17 protein-coding genes and 1 pseudogene are annotated in these 20,687 nt (G+C 65.2%); 7 read left to right on the top strand and 11 right to left on the bottom strand.

Annotation, left to right across the window (positions count from 1 at the left end):
* Window position 1 precedes the first annotated feature (1 nt).
* Genes B6S44_RS07965 through B6S44_RS07975 form a run of 3 tightly spaced genes read left to right on the top strand, consistent with a single transcriptional unit; the run spans window position 2 to window position 3,978 of the window.
* Window positions 2–856, top strand: a complete 855-nt coding sequence (locus tag B6S44_RS07965; RefSeq protein ID WP_129156324.1) for an ABC transporter permease — start codon at window positions 2–4, stop codon at window positions 854–856.
* Window positions 846–2,555, top strand: a complete 1,710-nt coding sequence (locus tag B6S44_RS07970; protein WP_129156326.1) for an ABC transporter ATP-binding protein — start codon at window positions 846–848, stop codon at window positions 2,553–2,555. Before B6S44_RS07965 ends, B6S44_RS07970 begins: the two co-directional genes overlap by 11 nt.
* Entirely contained in the window at window positions 2,482–3,978 is a 1,497-nt protein-coding gene (locus B6S44_RS07975; protein WP_129156328.1) for an FAD-binding oxidoreductase, read from the top strand. The genes B6S44_RS07970 and B6S44_RS07975 overlap by 74 nt, the downstream gene beginning before the upstream one ends.
* Window positions 3,979–4,174: 196 nt before the next feature.
* Here B6S44_RS07975 and B6S44_RS07980 read toward each other — a convergent pair whose 3' ends face one another.
* The 7 genes from B6S44_RS07980 to B6S44_RS08010 all read right to left on the bottom strand — a co-directional run bounded on the left by B6S44_RS07980 (window position 4,175) and on the right by B6S44_RS08010 (window position 10,065).
* Window positions 4,175–4,735 (bottom strand): PRC-barrel domain-containing protein, encoded by a 561-nt coding sequence (locus B6S44_RS07980; protein ID WP_129156330.1) that lies wholly within the window; start codon window positions 4,733–4,735, stop codon window positions 4,175–4,177.
* A 41-nt stretch (window positions 4,736–4,776) separates the two neighbouring features.
* Complete coding sequence (locus B6S44_RS07985; RefSeq protein ID WP_129156332.1) at window positions 4,777–5,112, bottom strand: cytochrome C oxidase subunit IV family protein; 336 nt, start codon at window positions 5,110–5,112, stop codon at window positions 4,777–4,779.
* 7 nt (window positions 5,113–5,119) lie between these two features.
* Window positions 5,120–5,842, bottom strand: a complete 723-nt coding sequence (locus B6S44_RS07990; protein WP_129156334.1) for a heme-copper oxidase subunit III family protein — start codon at window positions 5,840–5,842, stop codon at window positions 5,120–5,122.
* A gap of 23 nt (window positions 5,843–5,865) precedes the next feature.
* On the bottom strand, window positions 5,866–6,588 hold the full coding sequence (locus B6S44_RS07995) for a cytochrome c oxidase subunit 3 (protein ID WP_129156336.1): 723 nt from the start codon (window positions 6,586–6,588) through the stop codon (window positions 5,866–5,868).
* Between the two features lie 12 nt (window positions 6,589–6,600).
* Window positions 6,601–8,361: a cytochrome c oxidase subunit I gene (locus B6S44_RS08000; protein ID WP_129156338.1), complete on the bottom strand. Its 1,761-nt coding sequence runs from the start codon at window positions 8,359–8,361 to the stop codon at window positions 6,601–6,603.
* Between the two features lie 63 nt (window positions 8,362–8,424).
* Entirely contained in the window at window positions 8,425–9,240 is an 816-nt protein-coding gene (locus B6S44_RS08005) for a cytochrome c oxidase subunit II (RefSeq protein ID WP_129156340.1), read from the bottom strand.
* Window positions 9,241–9,675: 435 nt separating this feature from the next.
* Entirely contained in the window at window positions 9,676–10,065 is a 390-nt protein-coding gene (locus B6S44_RS08010) for a c-type cytochrome (protein ID WP_129156342.1), read from the bottom strand.
* A gap of 399 nt (window positions 10,066–10,464) precedes the next feature.
* Here B6S44_RS08010 and acnA point away from each other — a divergent pair, with 399 nt between their 5' ends.
* From acnA to B6S44_RS08030, 4 genes and pseudogenes are all read left to right on the top strand, one after another.
* Window positions 10,465–13,137, top strand: a complete 2,673-nt coding sequence (acnA, locus tag B6S44_RS08015; protein ID WP_129156344.1) for an aconitate hydratase AcnA — start codon at window positions 10,465–10,467, stop codon at window positions 13,135–13,137.
* Between the two features lie 45 nt (window positions 13,138–13,182).
* Window positions 13,183–14,152: pseudogene (locus B6S44_RS08020) on the top strand (Bug family tripartite tricarboxylate transporter substrate binding protein).
* A 73-nt stretch (window positions 14,153–14,225) separates the two neighbouring features.
* Window positions 14,226–15,143, top strand: a complete 918-nt coding sequence (locus tag B6S44_RS08025) for a GntR family transcriptional regulator (RefSeq protein WP_129156346.1) — start codon at window positions 14,226–14,228, stop codon at window positions 15,141–15,143.
* Window positions 15,144–15,897: 754 nt separating this feature from the next.
* The gene (locus tag B6S44_RS08030; protein ID WP_129156348.1) at window positions 15,898–16,680 is read left to right on the top strand and encodes a helix-turn-helix transcriptional regulator; all 783 of its coding nucleotides are present in this window, start codon (window positions 15,898–15,900) and stop codon (window positions 16,678–16,680) included.
* 21 nt (window positions 16,681–16,701) lie between these two features.
* Here the strand turns inward: B6S44_RS08030 and B6S44_RS08035 are convergent, their stop codons facing one another.
* The 4 genes from B6S44_RS08035 to B6S44_RS08050 are packed head-to-tail and all read right to left on the bottom strand — an operon-like array spanning window position 16,702 to window position 20,675.
* Window positions 16,702–17,472: an SDR family NAD(P)-dependent oxidoreductase gene (locus tag B6S44_RS08035; RefSeq protein WP_129156350.1), complete on the bottom strand. Its 771-nt coding sequence runs from the start codon at window positions 17,470–17,472 to the stop codon at window positions 16,702–16,704.
* Window positions 17,473–17,484: 12 nt separating this feature from the next.
* Window positions 17,485–18,315, bottom strand: coding sequence for an SDR family NAD(P)-dependent oxidoreductase (locus B6S44_RS08040; protein WP_129156352.1), 831 nt, complete (start codon window positions 18,313–18,315; stop codon window positions 17,485–17,487).
* A 27-nt stretch (window positions 18,316–18,342) separates the two neighbouring features.
* Window positions 18,343–18,963, bottom strand: a complete 621-nt coding sequence (locus B6S44_RS08045; protein ID WP_129156353.1) for a glutathione S-transferase family protein — start codon at window positions 18,961–18,963, stop codon at window positions 18,343–18,345.
* Window positions 18,964–18,977: 14 nt separating this feature from the next.
* A complete protein-coding gene (locus B6S44_RS08050; protein ID WP_248309493.1) occupies window positions 18,978–20,675 on the bottom strand; it encodes an FAD-dependent oxidoreductase in 1,698 nt (565 codons plus the stop codon).
* Between the last annotated feature and the right edge of the window lie 12 nt (window positions 20,676–20,687).

Here is a 20,687-nt window from a genome sequence, read left to right on the forward strand (position 1 = left end):
CATGCAGCTCTGGCTCAAACTGATGCGTGCGCCGCTTTCCGCGAAGCTCGGCATGGCCATCGTCGCCGTCAACGTCGCCTGCGTCGTCTTCGCGCCCTGGCTCGCCCCCTTCGGCGAGACCGAGATCGTCGGGCAGAGCTGGGTGCCGGGGTTTTGGGGGGCCGATGTGCAAGGCGCCCCGGCGACCTGGCTGGGCACCGACCATCTCGGCCGCGATGTCCTGACGCGGCTCATCTTCGGCGCCCGCAACTCGATCGTGATCGCGCTGGTCACCACGATTCTTTCCTTCTCGCTCGGGATCACCACGGGCCTGCTCGCTGCGGCGATGCGCGGGTGGGTCGACCAGATCCTAAGCCGGACCGTGGATCTGATGATGGGCTTCCCGACGCTGATCTTCGCACTGATGGTGCTCGCCGTGATCGGCTCCTCGATCCCGGCCGTCATCGGCGTCATCGCTTTGCTCGATGCCACGCGCGTCTTCCGCATCACCCGAGCGGTCGCGACCGACATCGCAGCGCAGGATTACGTGGAGGTCGCTCGACTGCGAGGCGAAGGGATGGGCTGGATCATGCGCCGCGAGATCCTGCCCAACGCGATCACGCCCTTGGCGGCGGAATTCGGGCTGCGCTTCTGCTTCGTCTTCCTGTTCGTCGCCACGCTGAGCTTCATCGGCCTCGGCGTCCAGCCGCCCGCCGCCGACTGGGGCTCCATGGTGAAGGAGAATTCGGCGGCGATCTCCTTCGGCATCCTGATGCCACTCTTTCCGGCCGCCGCCATCGCCCTCCTCACCGTCGCGATCAACCTGATCATCGACTGGACGGGCGCCACAGCCGGCGGAGTGCACGATGATCATTGACCAAGTACCGCAACGCATCGTCCCCGCTCCATGCAATGATGAGGCCCCGCTTCTCGACATGCGCGGCCTCAGGATCGAGGCGCGCAGCGGCGAGGCCTGGCACGTCATCGTCCATGGCCTCGATCTGACCCTGCGGCGCGGCGAAGTGCTTGGGCTGATCGGCGAATCGGGCGCCGGAAAATCGACGATCGGGCTGGCCGCCATGGGGCATGCACGGCCTGGCTGCCGCTTCGCCGGCGGTTCCATCCTGTTCAGCGGCAGGGACCTTCTGCGCGAGCCCGCCGCGGGGCGCCGCGCACTTCGCGGCACAAGGATCGCCTATGTCGCGCAGAGCGCCGCCGCGGCCTTCAATCCCGCCCATCGCCTGATCGACCAGGTCGTCGAGACGGCGGTCGAGCGAGGTGGACGCAGCCGCGTCGATGCGATGGCTGACGCCAAGGACCTGTTCAGGCGGCTTTCCCTGCCGGAGCCGGAGACCATCGGACTGCGCTATCCGCACGAGGTCTCGGGCGGGCAGTTGCAGCGGGTCATGACCGCGATGGCGATGGTCTGCCGGCCAGACCTGATCATCTTTGACGAACCGACCACAGCGCTCGACGTGACGACGCAGGTCGAGGTGCTGGCCGCCATTCGCAGCGTCGTCGAGGACTTCCATACGGCGGCGCTCTACATCACCCACGATCTCGCGGTCGTCGCGCAACTGGCGCACCGCATCATGGTCCTGCGCCATGGCCGACTGGTCGAGGAGGCGCCGACCCGGACCATGCTGGAGGCGCCATGCGAGGATTACACGCGCTCGCTCTGGGCCGTGAGGACGCTGGAGAAGCCCGCCGAACCCGAGGCGCCCTGTCTCCTCCAGATGGAGCAGGTCGGTGCCGCCTATGGCGCGCGCAGGGTCCTCGACGACATCTCGATCAGGATCGAGCGCGGACGCACTGTGGCGGTGGTCGGCGAGTCGGGCTCCGGCAAGTCGACGCTGGCGCGGGTGATCACCGGCCTGCTGCCTCCTGTCGCAGGCGCGATCGTCTTCGCGGGCGAGCCGCTGCCGGCCCAGACGCAGAAGCGCAGCAAGGCGCAGCTGCGCCGGATCCAGATGATCTACCAGAGTCCCGATGCGGCGCTGAACCCGCGCCATACGGTGCGCGAGGTCATCGGCCGACCGCTCGAGTTCTACGGCGGCCTGAAGGGCCGCGAACGGGAGGTCCGCACGCTCGCCTTACTCGATATGATCGAGATGAGCGCGACCCATCTCGACCGCCTGCCGAGCGAGCTGTCCGGCGGCCAGAAGCAGCGCATCTGCATCGCGCGCGCGCTGGCGGCCGAGCCCGAGCTCATGATCTGCGACGAAGTCACATCCGCGCTCGACCAGATCGTGCAAGCCGGCATCCTGAAGCTTTTGAGGCAGCTGCAGACGGAGTTGTCGCTGTCCTACCTGTTCATCACCCACGACATCGCGACCGTGAAGGCGATTGCCGACCGGATCGTGGTGATGCATCGCGGCAAGATCGTCGAACAGGGCGACAAGCGCGAAATCCTGGCCCCACCGCACCCTGCCTACACCGAACTCCTGTTGTCCTCCGTGCCAGGGCTGGATCCCGATTGGCTCACCCGCCTGCTCGCAGAGCGTGAGCGAGACGGCGGCACCCACGCGACCTCCTGGCCGGACCGTTTGCCGAAAACCGGAAATCGCCATGTCTGACGCCGCCATGCCCGCCACCGCGTCCGGCGCAGACCGGATCGACCGCCTGCGCGCGCTTCTCGGCACCTCCGCGATTCTGGGCCCGGCCGAGCTCGAGGGGCGGGATGCCGGCTGGGACGCTGCGAACTTCAACGCCTTCGCGCTTGCCCGGCCAAGCTCGACTGCCGCCGTCGCACGGCTCCTCGCCTGGTGTGCCGACGAAGGCATCGTCGTCGTGCCCCAGGGCGGGCGCACTGGTCTCGTCGGCGGCGCGGTCTCGAGCCCCGACGCCCTGATCTGCGATCTGGGAGGTCTTGCCGCGATCGAGGAGATCGATGCCGAAACCGGCATCGCCGTGGTCCAGGCCGGCATCACGCTCGCTGCCCTGCAGCAGGCGACAAACGCCATCGGGCTCGATCCTGGAATCGACCTCGCCGCACGAGGCTCGGCTACGATCGGCGGCATGGTCTCGACCAATGCCGGGGGCATCATGGCCTTTCGCGCGGGGGTGATGCGTCACCGCGTCCTGGGCCTCGAGGTCGTGCTGCCCGACGGGCGGATCTTCAGCGACATGACCCGGGTGATCAAGACCAGCGCCGGCTACGATCTCAAGCACCTGTTCATCGGGGCGGAGGGGACGCTCGGGGTCGTCACGCGCGTCGTTCTGAAGCTCGAACCGGTCGTCGCCGCGCGGGCCACTGCTCTGGTTGCGATCGCTGATGCGCAGATGGGCCTCGCCATCGTGCGGCATTTGCAGACGCGCCTGCCCGGACGCCTGCGCGCCGCCGAGATCATGTGGCGGACCTTCGTGGCGGCCACCGGCGCGGCGCTCGGCTTCGATGTCAGCCAGTCGCCGTTCGACGCGCCCTGTGTTCTGGGCCTCGAAATCGCCGGCGAGGACTTCGACGAGGCCGCCAGCGCGTTGGAAAACGGCTTGGCCGAAATCTATGACGAGCTCGATATCGAGGGTTGCGTCGTCGCGACCTCATTGCAGCAGGCCGAGCGACTCTGGAGCGTGCGTGAACGCACGGAGATTCTGTATCGCCTGCATCCGCGCGCGCCCTCCTTCGACGTTTCGGTGGCCGGTGGCGCGATCGATGTCTATCTGTCCCGCACACTCGCGGATTTGCGGCTGATCGATCCCGAGATCGAGCCTTATGTGTTCGGTCACCTCGCCGACGGAAATCTCCATATCGTCCTCAACCTCCCGGGGCCGCTTGATGAGGCAATGCAGGAGGATGTCGAGAGAGCGATCTACCAAGACCTGGCAGCGATGGGCGGCTCATTATCGGCCGAGCACGGCATCGGGCTGACAAAGCGAGCGGCGTTCGAGCGGTACGCCGACCCGGTCAAGCAACAACTGACCGCCGCCATCAAGAACCTTCTCGACCCAACCGGGATTTGCAACCCCGGCAAGATCCTCGATACGAAGCTTGTCCTCTGAGGTGTAGCCCTTCGGATTGCTGGGTACAGAGCGGACAGCGGCAGACCGTTCCACCGCTGACGGTGTAGCCAAGGGCGGCGAACAACCTCGACCCGCCTGAAAGACGCCAGTAAAGGACATTGGGCTCCTGCCCGAAAGCGGACGTTGATGTTGCAGCGAGAACTCCGAGGGCAGCCTCGGAGCACGTTCGGATTGGTCAGTTGGGAACGTTGTTCCAGTAGTCACTCATGTCCTGCTGACGTTGCTGGTCTGGCACAACGCCTTTGTCGCCATACAGGGTCGCAGCACCTCGGACCTGCGCCTCGGTGAGGTCAGTGCGATAGCCCTCGAGTTCCTTGTCGTAGGTCAGCTTTTCCCATGGGATCGTAACGTGGTGGCTGCCGATGCCGAGAAATCCTCCGAACGTCACGTCGACGAAGGAAACACGGCCGCTGACCTTCTCGATCAACAGCCGCTTGATGGTGCCGATCTGATCATATTTGCGGTCGAATACGGCGGTCCCTTCGACACGATCACTTTCGATGATTAAGTGCGGTGCCGGTCGCTCGGCGGGCCCCCAAAGATAAAAACCGTTCTCGATAATGCCGGCTGCGACGACAGCCCTGCTGATGGGGAGTGTCCATTCCTCATTGGGCCGGATCTCTCGCACGAGCGTCCACGGCCCAAGATCCGGAGGCAAATTGCCGCCGGCAGGCTCCTCGGCGAAGGCGCGTAGGTCAGGGGAGTTCACGGCTTGGAACAAGCAGTAAGTTCTCATGAGCGTCTCCCTTTACCGGATCGAGAGCCTCCAGATCGCCATCAGGAACCGGCCACGAAATAGGCCACCCGGGTGAACAGCGTGTATTCCGACTCGAAGACCATGATCCCGACGAAGACCAGCAGCACCAGCGGCGGGACGAGGATCGCATAGGACAGCGCCAGCCGCTCCCAGGCCATGTGCATGAAGACGGCGACGATCAGCCCGGCCTTGAGCGCCATGAAGATCAGGATCAGCGACCATCGAAGATAGCCGGCGACATGGAAAAAATCGACCAAGTAGGAACACAGGCTGAGGACAAACAGCCAGCACCAGACCACGAGATAAAGCCTGATCGGATGCTGCTGGGCGTCGGTATGAGCTATGGGCTGTGCCATGGCGACCTCACCAGAGATAGAACAGCGCGAAGATGAAGACCCAGACGAGATCGACGAAATGCCAGTAGAGCCCGGTGATCTCGACGATCTCGTAATGCCCCTTGCGGCTCGTGAAGAAACCGCGTCGCCCATCGTCGAAATCGCCGCGCCAGACTTTACGGGCGACGATGATCAGGAAGATCACGCCGATCGTGACATGGGTGCCGTGGAAGCCCGTGATCATGAAGAAGCTGGAGCCGAACTGCTCCGCACCCCAGGGATTGCCCCAGGGGCGGACGCCTTCCGAAATCAGCTTCGACCATTCGAAGGCCTGCATGCCGACGAAGGTCGCGCCGAGCACGGCGGTCACGAGCATCAGGATCGCGGTCTTCCTGCGGTCGCGGCGATAGCCGAAATTGACCGCCATCGCCATCGTGCCGCTGCTGCTGATCAGGACGAAAGTCATGATCGCGATCAGGATCAGCGGCAGGTGGTGGCCGGCGATCTCGAGCGCGAAGACCTCGCTCGGATTGGGCCAGGGCACGGTCGTCGACATCCTGACCGTCATGTAGGAAATCAGGAACGTGCCGAAGATGAAGGTGTCGCTGAGCAGGAAGATCCACATCATGGCCTTCCCCCAGGAGACGTTCTTGAAGGCCCGCTGATCGGACGACCAATCCGCCACGATCCCTTGCCAGCCGGGCGCGCGACCGATCTTGGGGTTCAGGGTGTGCGGCGCGACCTCGTTCATCGTTCCGACCTCGCTTAGAGCCTCTAAGTCAGCAATCCCCGGCAGATCGCGATGAGATCATCCGTCCAGCGCATGAGCAGGCTGAACAGGATGAGCCAGACAAGCAGCAGAAAGTGCCAGTAGAGGGCGCAGAGCTCGACGCTGAGCGTGAGCTCGCCAACCGCCCGCCGAGGGCTCGTCGCCGATAGGGCGAACGCCCTGACGCTGGTTCGGCAAAGCGCCACGAGCCCGCCCAACATATGCGCGCCGTGAATCGCCGTGACCAGATAGAAGAAGGCGCTGGCGGGATTGGCAGCGGTGAAATAGCCGGAGGCGGCAAGCTCGCGCCATGCCAGCACCTGAGTTGTGAGGAAGGCGAGCGAGCACACGCCGGCTGCAAGGATGCTGGAGCGGACGTGGCCGAGTTCGTCGCAGCGCGCGGCGATCACCGCCATGTGCAGGGCGATACTTGCGAGGACCAGCAGGCCTGTACTGAACCACAGGACCGTCGGCATCGGCAGCGCGCGCCAGTCCGCCGTGTCCATCCGCATGGAATAGGCGCTGACCAGAAGCGAGAACAGCGAGCCGGCCACGACGAGGAAGGCGCCAAGGCCGACCTTCGCGGTCGGGGAAGACGGCAGCTCCGCACCGCCGGCCTCGACGCCTACCCCGACCTCGAGCCACGGCTTGTCGGCCAGCCCCTGGCGCGACAGCCACCAGCCGGCGAGGATTGCCATCAGGACCATGAAGAGGACGATCACGACCATGGCGACACCTCGTCACGCGGTCCGCGGGGTCGGCGGCTGGTTCTGCGGCAGGAAATCCTCCGCGGCGCCGGGCACGCTGTAATCATAGGCCCAGCGATAGACCACCGGCAGGGTCTTGCCCCAGTTGCCATGCGCGGGCGGCGTCTGCGGCGTCTGCCATTCCAGCGTGGTCGCGCGCCAGGGGTTGCCGCCGGCCGGCCGGCCGTGCCTGACGCTCCAGACGAGGTTGAACAGGAAGGCGAGCTGGGCAGCGCCGACGATCAGGGCGACGATCGTGATGAATTCGTTCAGCGTCGCCGCCGAGGGCGGGACGAAGGCCATCCCGCTGATCTCGTGATAGCGGCGGGGTACGCCCATGAGCCCGATATAATGCATCGGGAAGAAGATCAGGTAGGCCCCGAGGAAGGTGACCCAGAAATGCAGCTTCCCGAGGACGTCGCCGAGCATCCGCCCGGTGACCTTCGGATACCAATGGTAGATCGCCCCGAAGATCACGAGGATCGGCGCGACGCCCATCACCATGTGGAAATGAGCGACGACGAACATCGTGTCGGAGAGCGGCACGTCGACGACGACATTGCCGAGGAACAGGCCGGTGAGCCCGCCATTCACGAAGGTGACGATGAAGCCGAGTGCGAACAGCATCGGCACGTTCAAATGGATGTCGCCGCGCCAGAGCGTCAGCACCCAGTTATAGACCTTGATGGCGGTGGGGATCGCGATGATCAGCGTCGTTGTGGCGAAGAAGAACCCGAAGGCGGGGTGCATGCCGCTGACATACATGTGGTGCGCCCAGACGACGAAGCTCAGCGCACCGATCGCCACCAGCGCCCACACCATCATGCGGTAGCCGAAGATGTTCTTTCGGGCATGGGTGCTGATCAGGTCGGAGACGATGCCGAAGGCCGGTAGCGCGACGATGTAGACCTCGGGATGGCCGAAGAACCAGAACAGGTGCTGGAACAGGATCGGGCTGCCGCCCTTGTGGGCCAGCCGCTCCCCCATCGCGACGATGGCCGGCATGAAGAAGCTCGTGCCGATCAGCTTGTCGAGCAGCATCATCACGGCGCCGACGAAGAGCGCCGGAAAGGCGAGCAGCGCCATGACGGTGGCGGTGAAGATGCCCCAGATCGTCAGCGGCATGCGCATCAGCGTCATGCCTCTGGCCCGCCCCTGCAGCACGGTCACCACATAGTTCAGCCCGCCCATGGTGAAGCCGATGATGAACAGGATCAGCGAGACGAGCATCACGAGGATGCCCCATTGCTGGCCGGGCGTGTTGGCGAGGATCGCCTGCGGCGGGTAGAGCGTCCATCCCGCTCCCGTCGGGCCGCCCGGCAGGAAGAAGCCGGCAACGAGCACCAGCACGGCGAGGAAATAGATCCAGAAGCTCAGCATGTTCACATAGGGGAACACCATGTCCCGGGCGCCGAGCATCAGCGGGATGAGGTAGTTGCCGAAGCCGCCGAGGAACAAGGCGGTCAGCAGGTAGATCACCATGATCATCCCGTGCATGGTGATGAACTGGTAGTAGCGATCGGGGTCGATGAATGAGAATGTCCCCGGGAAGCCGAGCTGCAGCCGCATCAGCCAGGACAGGACCAGGGCGACCAGCCCGATCGCCAGCGCCACGATGGAATACTGGATGGCGATGACCTTGGCGTCCTGCGAGAAGACGTATTTCGTGATCCAGCTCTTCGGGTGATACAGCTCGACATCGTCGACCTCGGCCGCCGACAGCGGTCCGGCTGCGTCATGCGTCACGTCGGCCATCGGAGCATCTCCCACTCCTTTCGGACGCAGCCCCTGTTCCGGAGCTTGATCCCGTATCGATCCCTAGTTCTTCGCCTGCGCCCTCATCGGCGCCTGGAGTTGGGCGAAGGTTTTTTGTTGCTGCAGCCAGGCCTGGAAGTTGCCTTCCGGCTCGACCACGACATTGCCGCGCATGAAGGTGTGGCCGGTGCCGCAGAGCTCGGCGCACAGCACGTCGAAGGTGCCGGTCCGCGTCGGCGTGAACCAGTAATAGGTGACGCTGCCGGGGATCATGTCCATCTTGGCGCGGAACTCCGGCACATAGAAATTGTGCAGGACATCGACCGCGCGCAGCAGCATCTTCACCGGCTTGCCGAGCTGGAGATGGAGGTTGTCGCCCTGAATCACCACGTCGTCCTGCCCGTGCGGATCCTTGGGATCGACGCCCAGCGGGTTCTCAGGAGTGATGTGGGCGACGTCGGAGGCACCGAGCCTGCTATCGGCGCCCGGCAGCCGGTAGGCCCATTGCCATTGCTGGGCGACAACCTCGACAATGGTCGCGTCCTTCGGAACCGTGACGAACTGGTGCCAGACGACGAGGCCGGGCGCGAGCATGGCGGCGACGCCGACACCCGTCCCGACCGCGAGCCACCATTCCAGCCGCTTGTTCTCCGGCTCGTAGGCCGCGCGGTTGCCCTCGCGATGGCGGAACCGGAGGACGCAATAGGCCATGAACAGGACGACGGCCGCGAAGACGACGCCGGTGATCCAGAACGTGATGATGATGGTGTCGTCGATATAGCCCCAGTTGGAGGCGATCGGCGTCCACCACCATGGGCTCAGGAAGTGGAACACCACCGAGCCGATCACGACCAGAGCCAAGACGACCGCGACACCCATTCCTTTTTCATCCTTGCCGAGGGCGGCATGAACAGGAACCAGGCAATGCCGCGGCGCAGGTAACGCGCCTCGGCGCTACGTAAACAAGATCATTTCCGATATGAAAACGGGGTTGGGGCCCGAAACGAAGCGGGCCCATTGTTTAAAACGATCGAGGCCAACAAGATCGGAAGCGGCACATGACTGCCGCTGGGCGCGGGCTCGGCCGAGCGCGCCGTCGGGCTGCAAGTTTTGCTTCCTGTCCGCCATCGCCGAACCTTTGGTTCGCCTGGACGACCACGCGTCGCATCTGACGCACAAACTCTCAGCCGGGTTGCAGGACACTCAAGCCTCCAGCCCATAGTCACCTAATGTTGTCGTCCTGCTCGCGGTGGTTGTCAATCGAACCACATCGCAGGCCGGCGCCGCCACGACTGCAATCGAGCGCCGATCCGGCTATTTTTTCTTTCCGTCGGTGTCAAATTGCTTGAGGAAGGCGAGGATGTCGTCGATTTCCTGCTCCGATTTGAGGCCTGGAAACACCATCTTGGTGCTCGGGATCTTCACCTGCGGCGCCTTGATGTAGTCCCGGAACGTGGGCTCATCCCAGATGATGCCGGAGTTCTTGTTGGCGGGCGAGTAGCTGTAGCCCTCGATCGATCCCGCCGACCGACCGAGAAGGCCGTTCAGCCTCGGTCCGATGGCGTTCTTCGCCGTCTCCCCGATCTGGTGGCAGGCGCGACATTTCTGGAAAACCTTCTCACCCGCGGCGGGATCGCCGGCCGCGTTGGCAGGATGGGGCAGGGCCGCAAACATCAACGAGGCCATCAAGGTCCAGCGCAGCATCGAAGGTTCTCCTTCGAACTCGGAGGCGCCCCTATCCGTCCGATCGCGGACGAGCCGCACTACCTTTCACAGTACACTTACATCATTGCCGGCCTCCCTCCAATTCGGGGGCGATGGGTGTCGCGCCAGCTGAGCCAGCTTGAGGATGAGAACCCCAAGCTTGGGAAACTGGCGCCGATCTCCAGCCCGATCGGGATCTGCTCCAGGAGACCGGCAAAAAATCTGAAACCTGGTCGCAAGTGCAGCGAAACGAAAGGCTGCCGACTCTCCTACCCCGACAAGCGTCAGTCTTATCCATTGGCGGGTGGCGCGGCAGCTGCCTCGATATGCCGGTTACATCCGAAACCACCACCATGGTCGTATATTGCATTTATTGTTGTTATTATGCATATGCCAGATATGAGCCTGTCGGTTGCATCGCCTTATCGAACTGCGCGCCTCGCCGGCGGCGTCTACGTCGTCGCCGATCTCAAGGCCGCGTTCGGCGACGGTTTCCGTAAGCTGCCTCTCGTTCTGCGCATCATCGTCGAGAACGTACTGCGCGAGTCCACGGGCGACCACGAACGCGACCGGGCCCTGTCGGCCCTTCGCGGCTGGCTCGAATGCGGGACATCCGAGGCGGAGATCGCTTTTCAACCGGGCCGTGTGCTGATGCACGACACGACCTGCACGCCAGCGCTGGTCGACGTAGCGGCGATGCGCGATGCCATTGCCGCAGCGGGCGGAGATCCTAAGCGCCTCAGCCCGGTCCTGCCGGTCGATGTGTCGGTCGATCACTCGCTGGGAGTCGACGTTTGCGCCTCCCCGGAAGCCATGCGGGTCAACCTGGAGCGCGAGTATCGCCGGAATGGAGAGCGCTATCGCTTTTTGAAGTGGGCGACTCAGGCGCTGGACGGTGTCCGAGTCCACCCGCCGGGCACCGGCATCATGCACACGATCAACCTGGAGCAACTCGCGACCGTCGTGACCACGCGCCGGATCGACGGCCGGCTCTGGGCGATGCCCGACACGCTGATCGGCACCGACAGCCACACACCGATGATCAATGGCATCGGCGTTCTGGGGTGGGGCGTCGGCGGGCTCGAGGCCGAGAGCGTGATGTTCGGCATGCCCGTGACGATGCGGATTCCCGACGTCATCGGTGTGCGCCTGACCAACCGGCTGCGCGAAGGCGTGAGCGCGACCGATCTCGCACTGACAGTGACGCAGCGCCTCCGGGCAAGGAATGTCACCGGCGCGTTCGTCGAGTTCTTCGGACCAGGGGTGTCCAGACTGTCGGCAGGCGAGCGCTCGGTGGTTGCGAACATGACCCCGGAATTCGGTGCCTCGACCGGCTATTTCCCGATCGACGACGCCACGCTGGAATACCTGGTGCAAACAGGCCGATCGCCGGAACAGATCGGTCTGGTCGAGGCCTACGCGAAGGAGCAGCAGCTCTGGTTCGATCCGCAGGCTCAGCCCCATTACACCGACATCGTCGAGATCGATCTCGCCGCGATCTCCATCAGCCTCGCCGGACCACGCCGCCCGCAGGATTTGCTCGCTCCCGAGGCCGTGCAGCCGGCACTGGTCGCGATGCCACAACCCGAAACGCCATCTGCCTCGTTGCCGCGCTTTCCCGTCGCCCTTGCCGCGATCACGAGTTGCACCAATACCTCGGATCCTCGCCTTGTCGTGGCGGCCGGCCTGGTCGCCCGCAAAGCACGCCGTTTTGGGCTGAAGCCCCCGCCTTGGGTCAAGACCTCCCTGGCGCCGGGATCGCCTGCGGCGGAGCGCTATCTCAGGCGGGCGGTATTGCTTGACGATCTCGAGGCCCTGGGCTTCGGCATCGTCGGCTATGGATGCACCACCTGCATCGGTAATTCGGGGCCGTTGCTACCGGTGATGGATGCCGCCGTCCGCGCCGATGAGATTCTCCCCGTCGCCATTCTGTCAGGCAACCGCAACTTTCCCGGTCGGGTGCATGGCCAGGTCGAGGCGAGTTTCCTCGCATCGCCTGCGCTGGTGGTCGCCTACGCGCTGGCCGGGGATGCCGATCGCGATATCCTGAAGGACCCGTTGACTTCGACTGCAAACGGCAGACCGGTGATGCTGGCCGAATTGTGGCCGACCGGTCCCGAGATCGACGCGGCGTTGGCGCTTGCCCTCGACCCCGCGGATTTCAATCGCGCTTTCGCCGAGGCCACGACAAGCCGCCACTGGGCTGAACTCGACGCGCCCTCTTCAGCTCTATTCCCTTGGGACGCGGGCTCGACCGCCCTGCGGCCGCCGCCCTTTGCCCAGGCGCTACAAGCCAATCGGCTGGGCCAATATCGCGCTCACCCTCTGCTCGTTCTCGGCGATGACATCACCACCGACCATATCTCGCCGGCCGGACAAACCCCTGCGGCGAGCGAGGCCGGGCAATGGCTGATCGAGCGCGGCGAGGACCCGAAGGACCTGAATGTATACGCCTCGCGCCGTGGCAATTGGGAGGTCATGCTGCGCGGTCTCTTCACCAACCGCACGGTGGTGAACCGGCTTGCCACAGAGCTGCCAGCAGGCTCCACCCTTCTCGTCCCGACCGGCCAGACCTTGCCCCTGTGGCGCGCTGCAGAGCGCTATCGCGCAGCGGGCGATGCGATGGTCGTCGTCGCCGGCGAGCGCTACGGCACCGGCTCGTCGCGCGACTGGGCCGCCAAGGGGCTTGGGCTCCTCGGCGTCAATGCCGTCATCGCCCAGAGCTTCGAGCGGATCCACCGCTCCAACCTGATCGGAATGGGCATTCTGCCGCTCTTGTTTCCATCAGGGACCGGGCCGGACTCGCTGGACCTTGCGCCCGGCGACACCATCGAGATCGAAGCTGTGGCCGATGTGATCGCTCCGCGCAGCGCTGTCATGGCCCGCATCCATCGCGTCAGCGGTTCCGTCGAGCCCTTGCCTCTGCAGGCCGCCGTCGAGACCGCACTCGAATGCGAGACGCTGCGTGCCGGCGGCATCATTTCCCTGATCCTCGGGCGCATGCTGGCCGCACCCGTTCAGCCTTTCACCACACCCGGTGAAACACCACCCGCAGCCCTGCGGGAAGCCTGAACAGCGCACGAAGCGCGACCACCTATCATCCTTGGGAGGATTATCATGACGACGCGCAGAGCTTTCCTGGCCGCCGGCATCGCGGCTTTGTCGATCTCGCCCGGCCTCGCGCTGGCCCAATCGCCGATCCAGGAACTGAAGATCATGGCACCGGCCGGTCCCGGCGGTGGCTGGGATGGCGCCGCACGGTCAATCCAGCAGGTTCTGACCGAAACCAAGGCCGTTCGCAGCGTTCAGGTCAACAACGTCACGGGCGCCGGCGGCACGATCGGGCTGGCGCAGTTCATCAATAACGCGAAGGGGAGACCCCAGCCAGTTGATGGTCAATGGCATCACGATGGTCGGCGCCATCCTGACCAACAAATCGCCCGTTAGCCTCGACCAGGTGACTCCACTGGCTCGACTGACTGGCGATCCGCTCGTGATCGTCGTTCCCGCAGACTCGCCTCACAAGTCGGTCAAGGATTTCGTCGCAGCCATCAAAGCCGATGTGGCGCGCGTCACCTGGGCGGGCGGATCGGCCGGTGGCGCCGACCACATCCTGGCTGCGCTCGTCACCAAGGTGGCGGGCGCCGATGCCGGCAAGGTCAACTACGTCGCCTTCTCCGGAGGTGGCGAAGCTCTGGCGGCGATGCTCGGCGGCCGCGTGACTGCTGGCGTTTCCGGCTACGGCGAGTTCGAGGGTCAGATCAAGGCCGGAAAGCTGCGTGCACTCGCGATCTCGTCGGGCAAGCGCCTTGAGGGCGTCGATGTACCAACGCTCAAGGAACTCGGCTACGACGTCGAAGTGGTGAACTGGCGTGCAGTCATGGCAGCTCCCGGCATCACGGCTGATCAGAAGACTCAACTGACCAAACTTTTCGACGGCCTGGCTGCGAGCAGCGAGTGGAAGTCACTGCTCAAGGCCCGCGGCTGGGACGACTACTATCTCGCCGGCGAGCCTTTCGCCGCTTTCCTCAAGGAGGAACAGGTCCGCGTCGGCGACATCCTCAAAACCATCGGCCTCGTCAAATAGGTCCTGCTTGCCGCGCGACCAAGCCGGCCATAGACCACATTTCGGGGGCGGGAATGCCGCCGAGGTGTAGGTCATGGCCGGCAGTGGAAGACGAGACCTCGCAACGCCTCTTGCGGCGCGCATCCTCGGCGAGATCCGGGATGGCGCCCTGGGCATCGGAGCCCATCTCCGCACTCAGGACATTGCGACACGCCTCGGCGTGTCGCGGTTTCCAGTCGGCCAGGCACTGCAGCTTCTCGCCGATAAGGGCGTGCTGCGTCACGAACGCAATCGGGGCTATTTCGTCCAGCAGGCCTCGCCGCCTTCGAGTGACACGCTTGGGCTTGCCGAGCCGGACGGCGTCACCCAGGCGTACTTCCGGATCGCAGACGACCACCTCCGTGGCACCCTTCCGGAGCAGGTCAGCGCAGCCGATTTGCGGCAGAGCTACGGCCTCACGCGCGCCGAGCTCAACGCAGTCCTGACCCGCATCAGCCAGGAGGGCTGGGCAGAGCGGCGGGCGGGCTATGGTTGGACCTTCGCGCCGGTGTTGAACACGCCAGAAAGTCTCGAGCAGACCTACCGACTGCGCCTCGCGCTCGAACCTGCGGCGCTTCTGGAGCCAGGATACCATTTGGCGCCCGAGAGCATTGCAGCCTGTCGTGCTGCCGAGGAGCGCCTACTCGCAGGCGCCATCGAAACCGATACAGCCGATGCCCTGCACGAACGCGGCGTCCGCTTCCACGAAACGATCGTGGCAGGCTCCGGCAATCCGTTCTTTCTCGACACGATCCGCCGGATCAATCGTGTGAGACGATTGCTGTCCTACCGCTCCATGCTCGACCGCAAGCGCTACCGCCAGCAATGCGAGGAGCATCTGGCGATCCTCGACAGCCTGGCGCGCGGCAAGCAGTCCGAGGCTGCCGAACGTCTACGACTGCATCTTTCGCATACGATCGACAATCTCACTGTCATCCGCCCGCTGCTGAGCGCTGAGCGTCACCGCTCGTGACCGGCATGCGAGTTGTTGCATTTCTTGACGTCTCAATGGCGCCTTCGTCGTCTTGCCGAAACAGGACACCTCGAACTGCTCGCCGGATGGATACGGGCGGCCGTAATCCCGTGCATCTCGCGGCTCGAAGGTTCGAAGAGTTGTGGAGGTCGCACTCCGAGGTTTTGTGGATTGTCTCCCGACGAAACCGGACTGATCAGCGCCAACGGGGAAAGCGACACCATCGTCAGGCTTGCGTTGGCTGCGACCGTTCGGGAGTCATTGAGGTCGCCGCTGCGGCCAGCCCTGTTTGCGTGCTCTTCTTCAAACCCTGATGAAGGCGGCACGGGCCAGAGCCATCCGCCGCTCTTTCGCGTGCAACGCGCCAACAATCGCCCGGCGGTCAGCGCCAATTCTGATATTCGACGTGCCGTACGAACCAGACGTCCAGCGCTCATCAGACCGCCAGTCATTCATTAGCGTCGCTAATTGGTCCTAGTGGATCAAGACTACCAAAAACTGTTTTGCAGCCTTGCGCCGATTGCAGGCTCTCACTCATTGCCCGAAAGCGGACGCCCAATTGCCGCATGACGATCGATGCGAAAGCGGCTTCCGATCATGGAGATGGCCGAACAGCGAAGCGACGGAGATGCTTGATTATTATGCCTGCACGCTAGTTTGCATGCGAAATTGGATACTGTTATCGCTTCAAGCCTCAAGCGCTCCCGCCGCTGGCCTCCGGCCATGCTGAAAGAGGAGCCGGCGGGAGGTTGGAATGCAGCTTTTGGCCATCCAGCAGACTGTGGCCGCGGGCAGTATTCTGGCCACCATGCCGCAGGTCATCGAGAGCGTGGGCCGTCCCGATTTTTCGACCGGGTTGTTCGACATCGCCCGTCGTTTCACCGGTACCGAGATCGTTACGGCTTTCATGACCGCGCCCAATGGCGAGGTTCATACGCTTCTCGCCGAGAACCGGCAGGGACCGGGCAAGGCCGCACTCGATGTCGCGCGCCGCTATGTCTCCCGCCACTGGCGCGCCGATCCGGCCAATGCGATCGCTCTCGATAAAGGCGGCGAGCGTGATTGCTGGGGGGTCCGCATGCGGGCCAGCGACATCGCCAGCCCGACCTACCGGAGCGAATGCTATGTCGCCGTCGGGTTGTCGGAGCGCTTTTCACTGATCCAGCGGCGGGTGGCCGGCACGATGCGGCTCAGCATCTATCGTCGTCGCAAGGAAAGCTTCAGCGATGAGGAGATCCTGCACCTCGCCGAAAGCGCGCCGCTGCTCATGGCGGCCCTCTGGCGCCACTATGAGGCGGTGAAGCCCGCCGACGGGCACCGTGCCGCCGCAGTTCTCCAGGCACGGCTCGAGGCGGTCGCGCCCGGCCTGTCGAAGCGCGAGCGCGATGTCTGCGCGCTCATCGCGACCGGCCTGACCTCGGAAGGGATCGCGCTCGAGCTCGGGGTCGGCCTCAATACGGTGCTGACCTATCGCAAGCGCGCCTATGCCAGGCTGGGGATTTCCTCGCAGAACGAGCTGATGCGCATCCTGATGTGACGCGCCACAGCGACAGCTGGATCAAGCCATCCGGTAGCCGCCGTTCACGTCAAGCGTCGCGCCGGTGATGTAGGATGCCTGTGCGGAGAGCAGGAAAGCGACGGCTCCGGCAATGTCGTCCGGCTGGCCGAGGCGGCTGAGCGGCACCGCCTGCGCCAGCATGTCCAGCGAGCCCGGCGCGGCCGAGCGCGGCGTTGCCGCTGCGAGCATGGGTGCGTCGATGATGCCTGGCGCGACGCAGTTCACAGTGATGCCGAGTGGCGCGAGTTCGCGGGCCATGGCCTTGGTGAAGCCAAGGATCGCCGATTTCGACGAGATGTAGCTCGCCGAGCCGCGATAGCCGCCGAGCTCGGCGGCGACGGAGCTGGTCGTGGTGATGCGCCCGCCCTCGAGCGGCCGCTCCCGGCGGCGGCGCGCATAGGCGCGGATGCTCAGGAAGACGCCGCGCGTGTTGACCGCATGCGTGCGTTCCCAGTCGTCTAGCGTCATGTCGAAGATCGTCGGCCGCTCGCCATCCGCCGCCATCAGCAGGATGCCGGCATTGCAGACGAGCGCGGTGACCGGGCCGTGAGCGGCCTCGATGGCGTCGAACAGCGCCTCGACCGAGCTTTCGTCGGAGACGTCGACCGCCCAGCCGCTATGGCCCTCGCCCGGCAGCGAGGCGGCCACTGAAGCGGCCGGTTCCTTCGTCAGGTCGCAGACGGCGACGCGCCAGCCGTCGATGGCGAGCTTGTGGGCGATCGCGGCGCCGATTCCACGCCCGGCACCAGTGACGAGGGCTAGCTTGGTCATGTCAGCGTCCGTTCATTCGCTGTAGATGCCTTGCGCGAGCAAGGCCTTGGAGGAGAAATCGCGGCCGTGGCTGCGGGTGAAGAAGCCGGCGGAGAGGCCGCCATCGGCCATGATCAGGGCGCCGTTGACATAGCTTGCGAGGTCCGAGAGCAGGAACAGGCAGACATTGGCGATCTCCTCCGGCCGGGCGAGCCGGGCCAACGGCGTGCGGTCCTCCATGACGCCGGAGACGAAGCTTTCGGGAATGCCGGCGCGGATCATCGGCGTGTCGGTCGCGCTCGGGCCGATGCAGTTCACCCTGACGCCGTGCGAGCCCCATTCGATGGCAAGGTCACGGGTCAGGCCGACGACGCCGGCTTTCGAGGCACAGTAGTGCGCGCGTCCGGACTGGCCGCCGAGCGAGGAAACCGAGCCGATGGTGACGATGGCACCGCGACCGCGTGCAACCATGCGCCGGCCCGCTGCCTGGCAGGAATAGAAGGTGCCGGAGAGATTGACGCCGATCACCGCCTCCCAGCTCTCGGCTGATAGTTCTGTCGCGGGGGCGGGGCGCGAGATGCCGGCGGCGGTGATCAGCCCGTCGAGCGGGCCGAGGTCGTGCTCGATCGTTGCAGCCGCTGCGTCGGTGGCCGCCTGATCGCGCACGTCGAAGCTCACGGCGACTGCGCGGGCGCCGAGCGCCTCGATCTCCTGGACCACCGCCGCGGCGCCTTCGGCATCGGCGTCCGCGACCGCTACGCCTGCGCCCTCACGCGCAAGCGCGATGGCGCAGGCCCGCCCGATGCCGGAGGCACCACCGGTGACCATCACCGTACGGCCTGAGAGCCCGAAACTGGCGCTCATGTCCTGTCCCTCGAGATCACGCTCCGCTCAACCCAGCTTCTGGCCGCCGAAGGCGGGTCGCTGTGACAGGCGCTCGAACCAGGCCGCCGCCTGCGGTCGGCCGTTGCGCCAGCTCAGGTCGGCGAAGCGCAGGTCGAGATAGGCGAGGCCGCAGAAGAAGGTGATCGTGCCGATGTCGACGCGTTCGCCGAAGGACGGAGCCTTGCCTTCGATGATGTCGAGGACCGCCCGGATCTTGGCGAGCTGGCCGTCGATCCAGCGCTCCCAGCGCATCACCTCGTCGCGCAGCAATCCCTCGTAGCGGGCAAGGAGGGCGGCATCGAGCAGGCCGTCGCCGAATGTCTGCTCGGTGAGAGCGTTCCAGCGCACGGTCGACTCGGCCGGGAAGAGCGTGCCGCCGGCGCGATGGTTCAGGTACTCGCAGATCACGCGGCTGTCGGCGATTGCCGTGCCATCCTCGGTCAGCAGGGTCGGGACCTGGCCGAGCGGGTTCGACTTGATGATGTTCTGCTCGCGCGCCAGCGGCCCGCCGGATTTGTATTCCTGCGAAACGTCGAGCATCTCGATCTGGTCGAGAATGCCGAGTTCGGCGGCGGCGATCCGAACCTTGAGGACGAAGGGCGAGGTTGCGGATTGGTAGAGCTTCATCGCGGCAGCCTTTCTCAGCGGGGCAGATGGTCGGACCCGGTGGCGAGCGCGCGCCCGGCGATGAAGCCGAAGGTCAGCGCCGGGCCGAGGGTGATGCCGGCGCCGGGATAGGCGCCTGCCATGATCGAGTTCATGTCGTTGCCGCAGGCGTAGAGACCCGGGATGGGGCGTTCGTCGCGGCCGAGCACTCGCGCTTGCGGATCGCAGATCAGGCCGGTCGCCGTGCCGATGTCGCCCGGCCAGACCTTCACGGCATAGAAGGGACCGGTCTCGATCGGCCCGAGGCACGGATTGGGCTCGCGGGCGGGGTCGCCTAGATAGCGATTGTATTCGCTCGTGCCCTTGCCGAACGCGGCGTCGACGCCCGAGCGCGCCGCCTCGTTCATCCCGGCGATCTCCGCCGCGAGTGCCGCCGCGGCCACGCCGATCCGCTCGGCGAGAGCGACTATGCTATCGCCTTCTAACAGGTAGCCAGCCTCGACGAAGGCCTTGGGCGATTTGAGGCCGGGATGGACGAGGCCGAGCCCGTATTTGCGCAGGAAGACGCTATCGCAGACGAGGAAAGCCGGCACGGCCCCGCTCGCATGCATGGCCTCGACGAAGCCGTGATAGGAGGTCGCTTCATTGACGAAGCGGCGGCCCTTGCCGTCGACCGCGATCAGCCCCGGCTTCGCCCGATCGAGGATCAGGTGCGGGAACTGGACCTCGCTGCCGTCCGGCTTGCGCAGCACCGAGACAGGCGTCCAGAAGGCGCCGCCGATATTGTCGTCGCGCAGGCTGCCACCAGCGCCGAGCCCGAGTGCGATGCCGTCACCAGTATCGGTCGCCGGCGCCATCGAGCGGTGGACGTCGGCATGCGGCAGATGCTGGCCCCGCATCGTGGCATTGGCCGGGAAGCCGCCGCTCGCCAGCACCACGCCGCGCCGCGCGCCGATGCGCTGCTCGCCGTTCGGGCCGTTCGCGACGAGGCCGATGACTAAGCCGTCGCTGACGATCAGGGAGCCCGCGGCAGTCTTGATGCGCAGGTCGACGCCGGCCAGCCGTGCCGATTTCAGCAGGCGTCCGGCGAGCGCATTGCCCATCAGCAGCCGCGCGCCGCGCGGATGCCGCAACCGGTGGAGGCCGTGCTGGAGCAGGAGCTTCGCACTGTGTCGGAAATTCGCGAGGCTGTGGAAGCGACCGACCAGCGCGTCGATATCCTTGCGGTTGACCATCATGCCGCCGAGCACGGTGAATTCCTTCAGCGGCGGCCGCAACAGGGCAAAATCGGCGCCCAGATCGTTGCCGTCATAAGGGGCGGGGTCGATGGTCCGACCACCTTTCGAGGCGCCAGGCTGCTCGGGCTGATAGTCGGGCGAATAGGCGCGCGCTTCGAAGCGCAAGGCCGTCTCGCTTTCGAAAAAGCGCACCATCTCCGGCCCATTGTCGAGGAAGGCGCGCATCAGGTCCGGCCGCAGGCGGTTGCCGAGCACGGCCTCGACATAGGTCATCGCCGCCTCGCGGCTATCGGCATGCCCGACCTTGGCGGCATGCGGGTTCTCCGGGACCCACATGGCGCCACCGGAGACCGCGGTGCTGCCGCCGACGAACTCGCTCTTCTCGATCAGCAGGACGTCGAGCCCAGCCTTTGCGGCGGTGATCGCCGCCGCCATGCCGCCGGCACCGGAGCCGACGACGACCACGTCGCAAATCTCGTCGAAACGCTCGCTCACGGCCCGTCTCCG

Origin of the sequence: Allobosea sp. Tri-44 (assembly GCF_004123845.1) — a bacterium.
GTDB lineage: Bacteria > Pseudomonadota > Alphaproteobacteria > Rhizobiales > Beijerinckiaceae > Allobosea.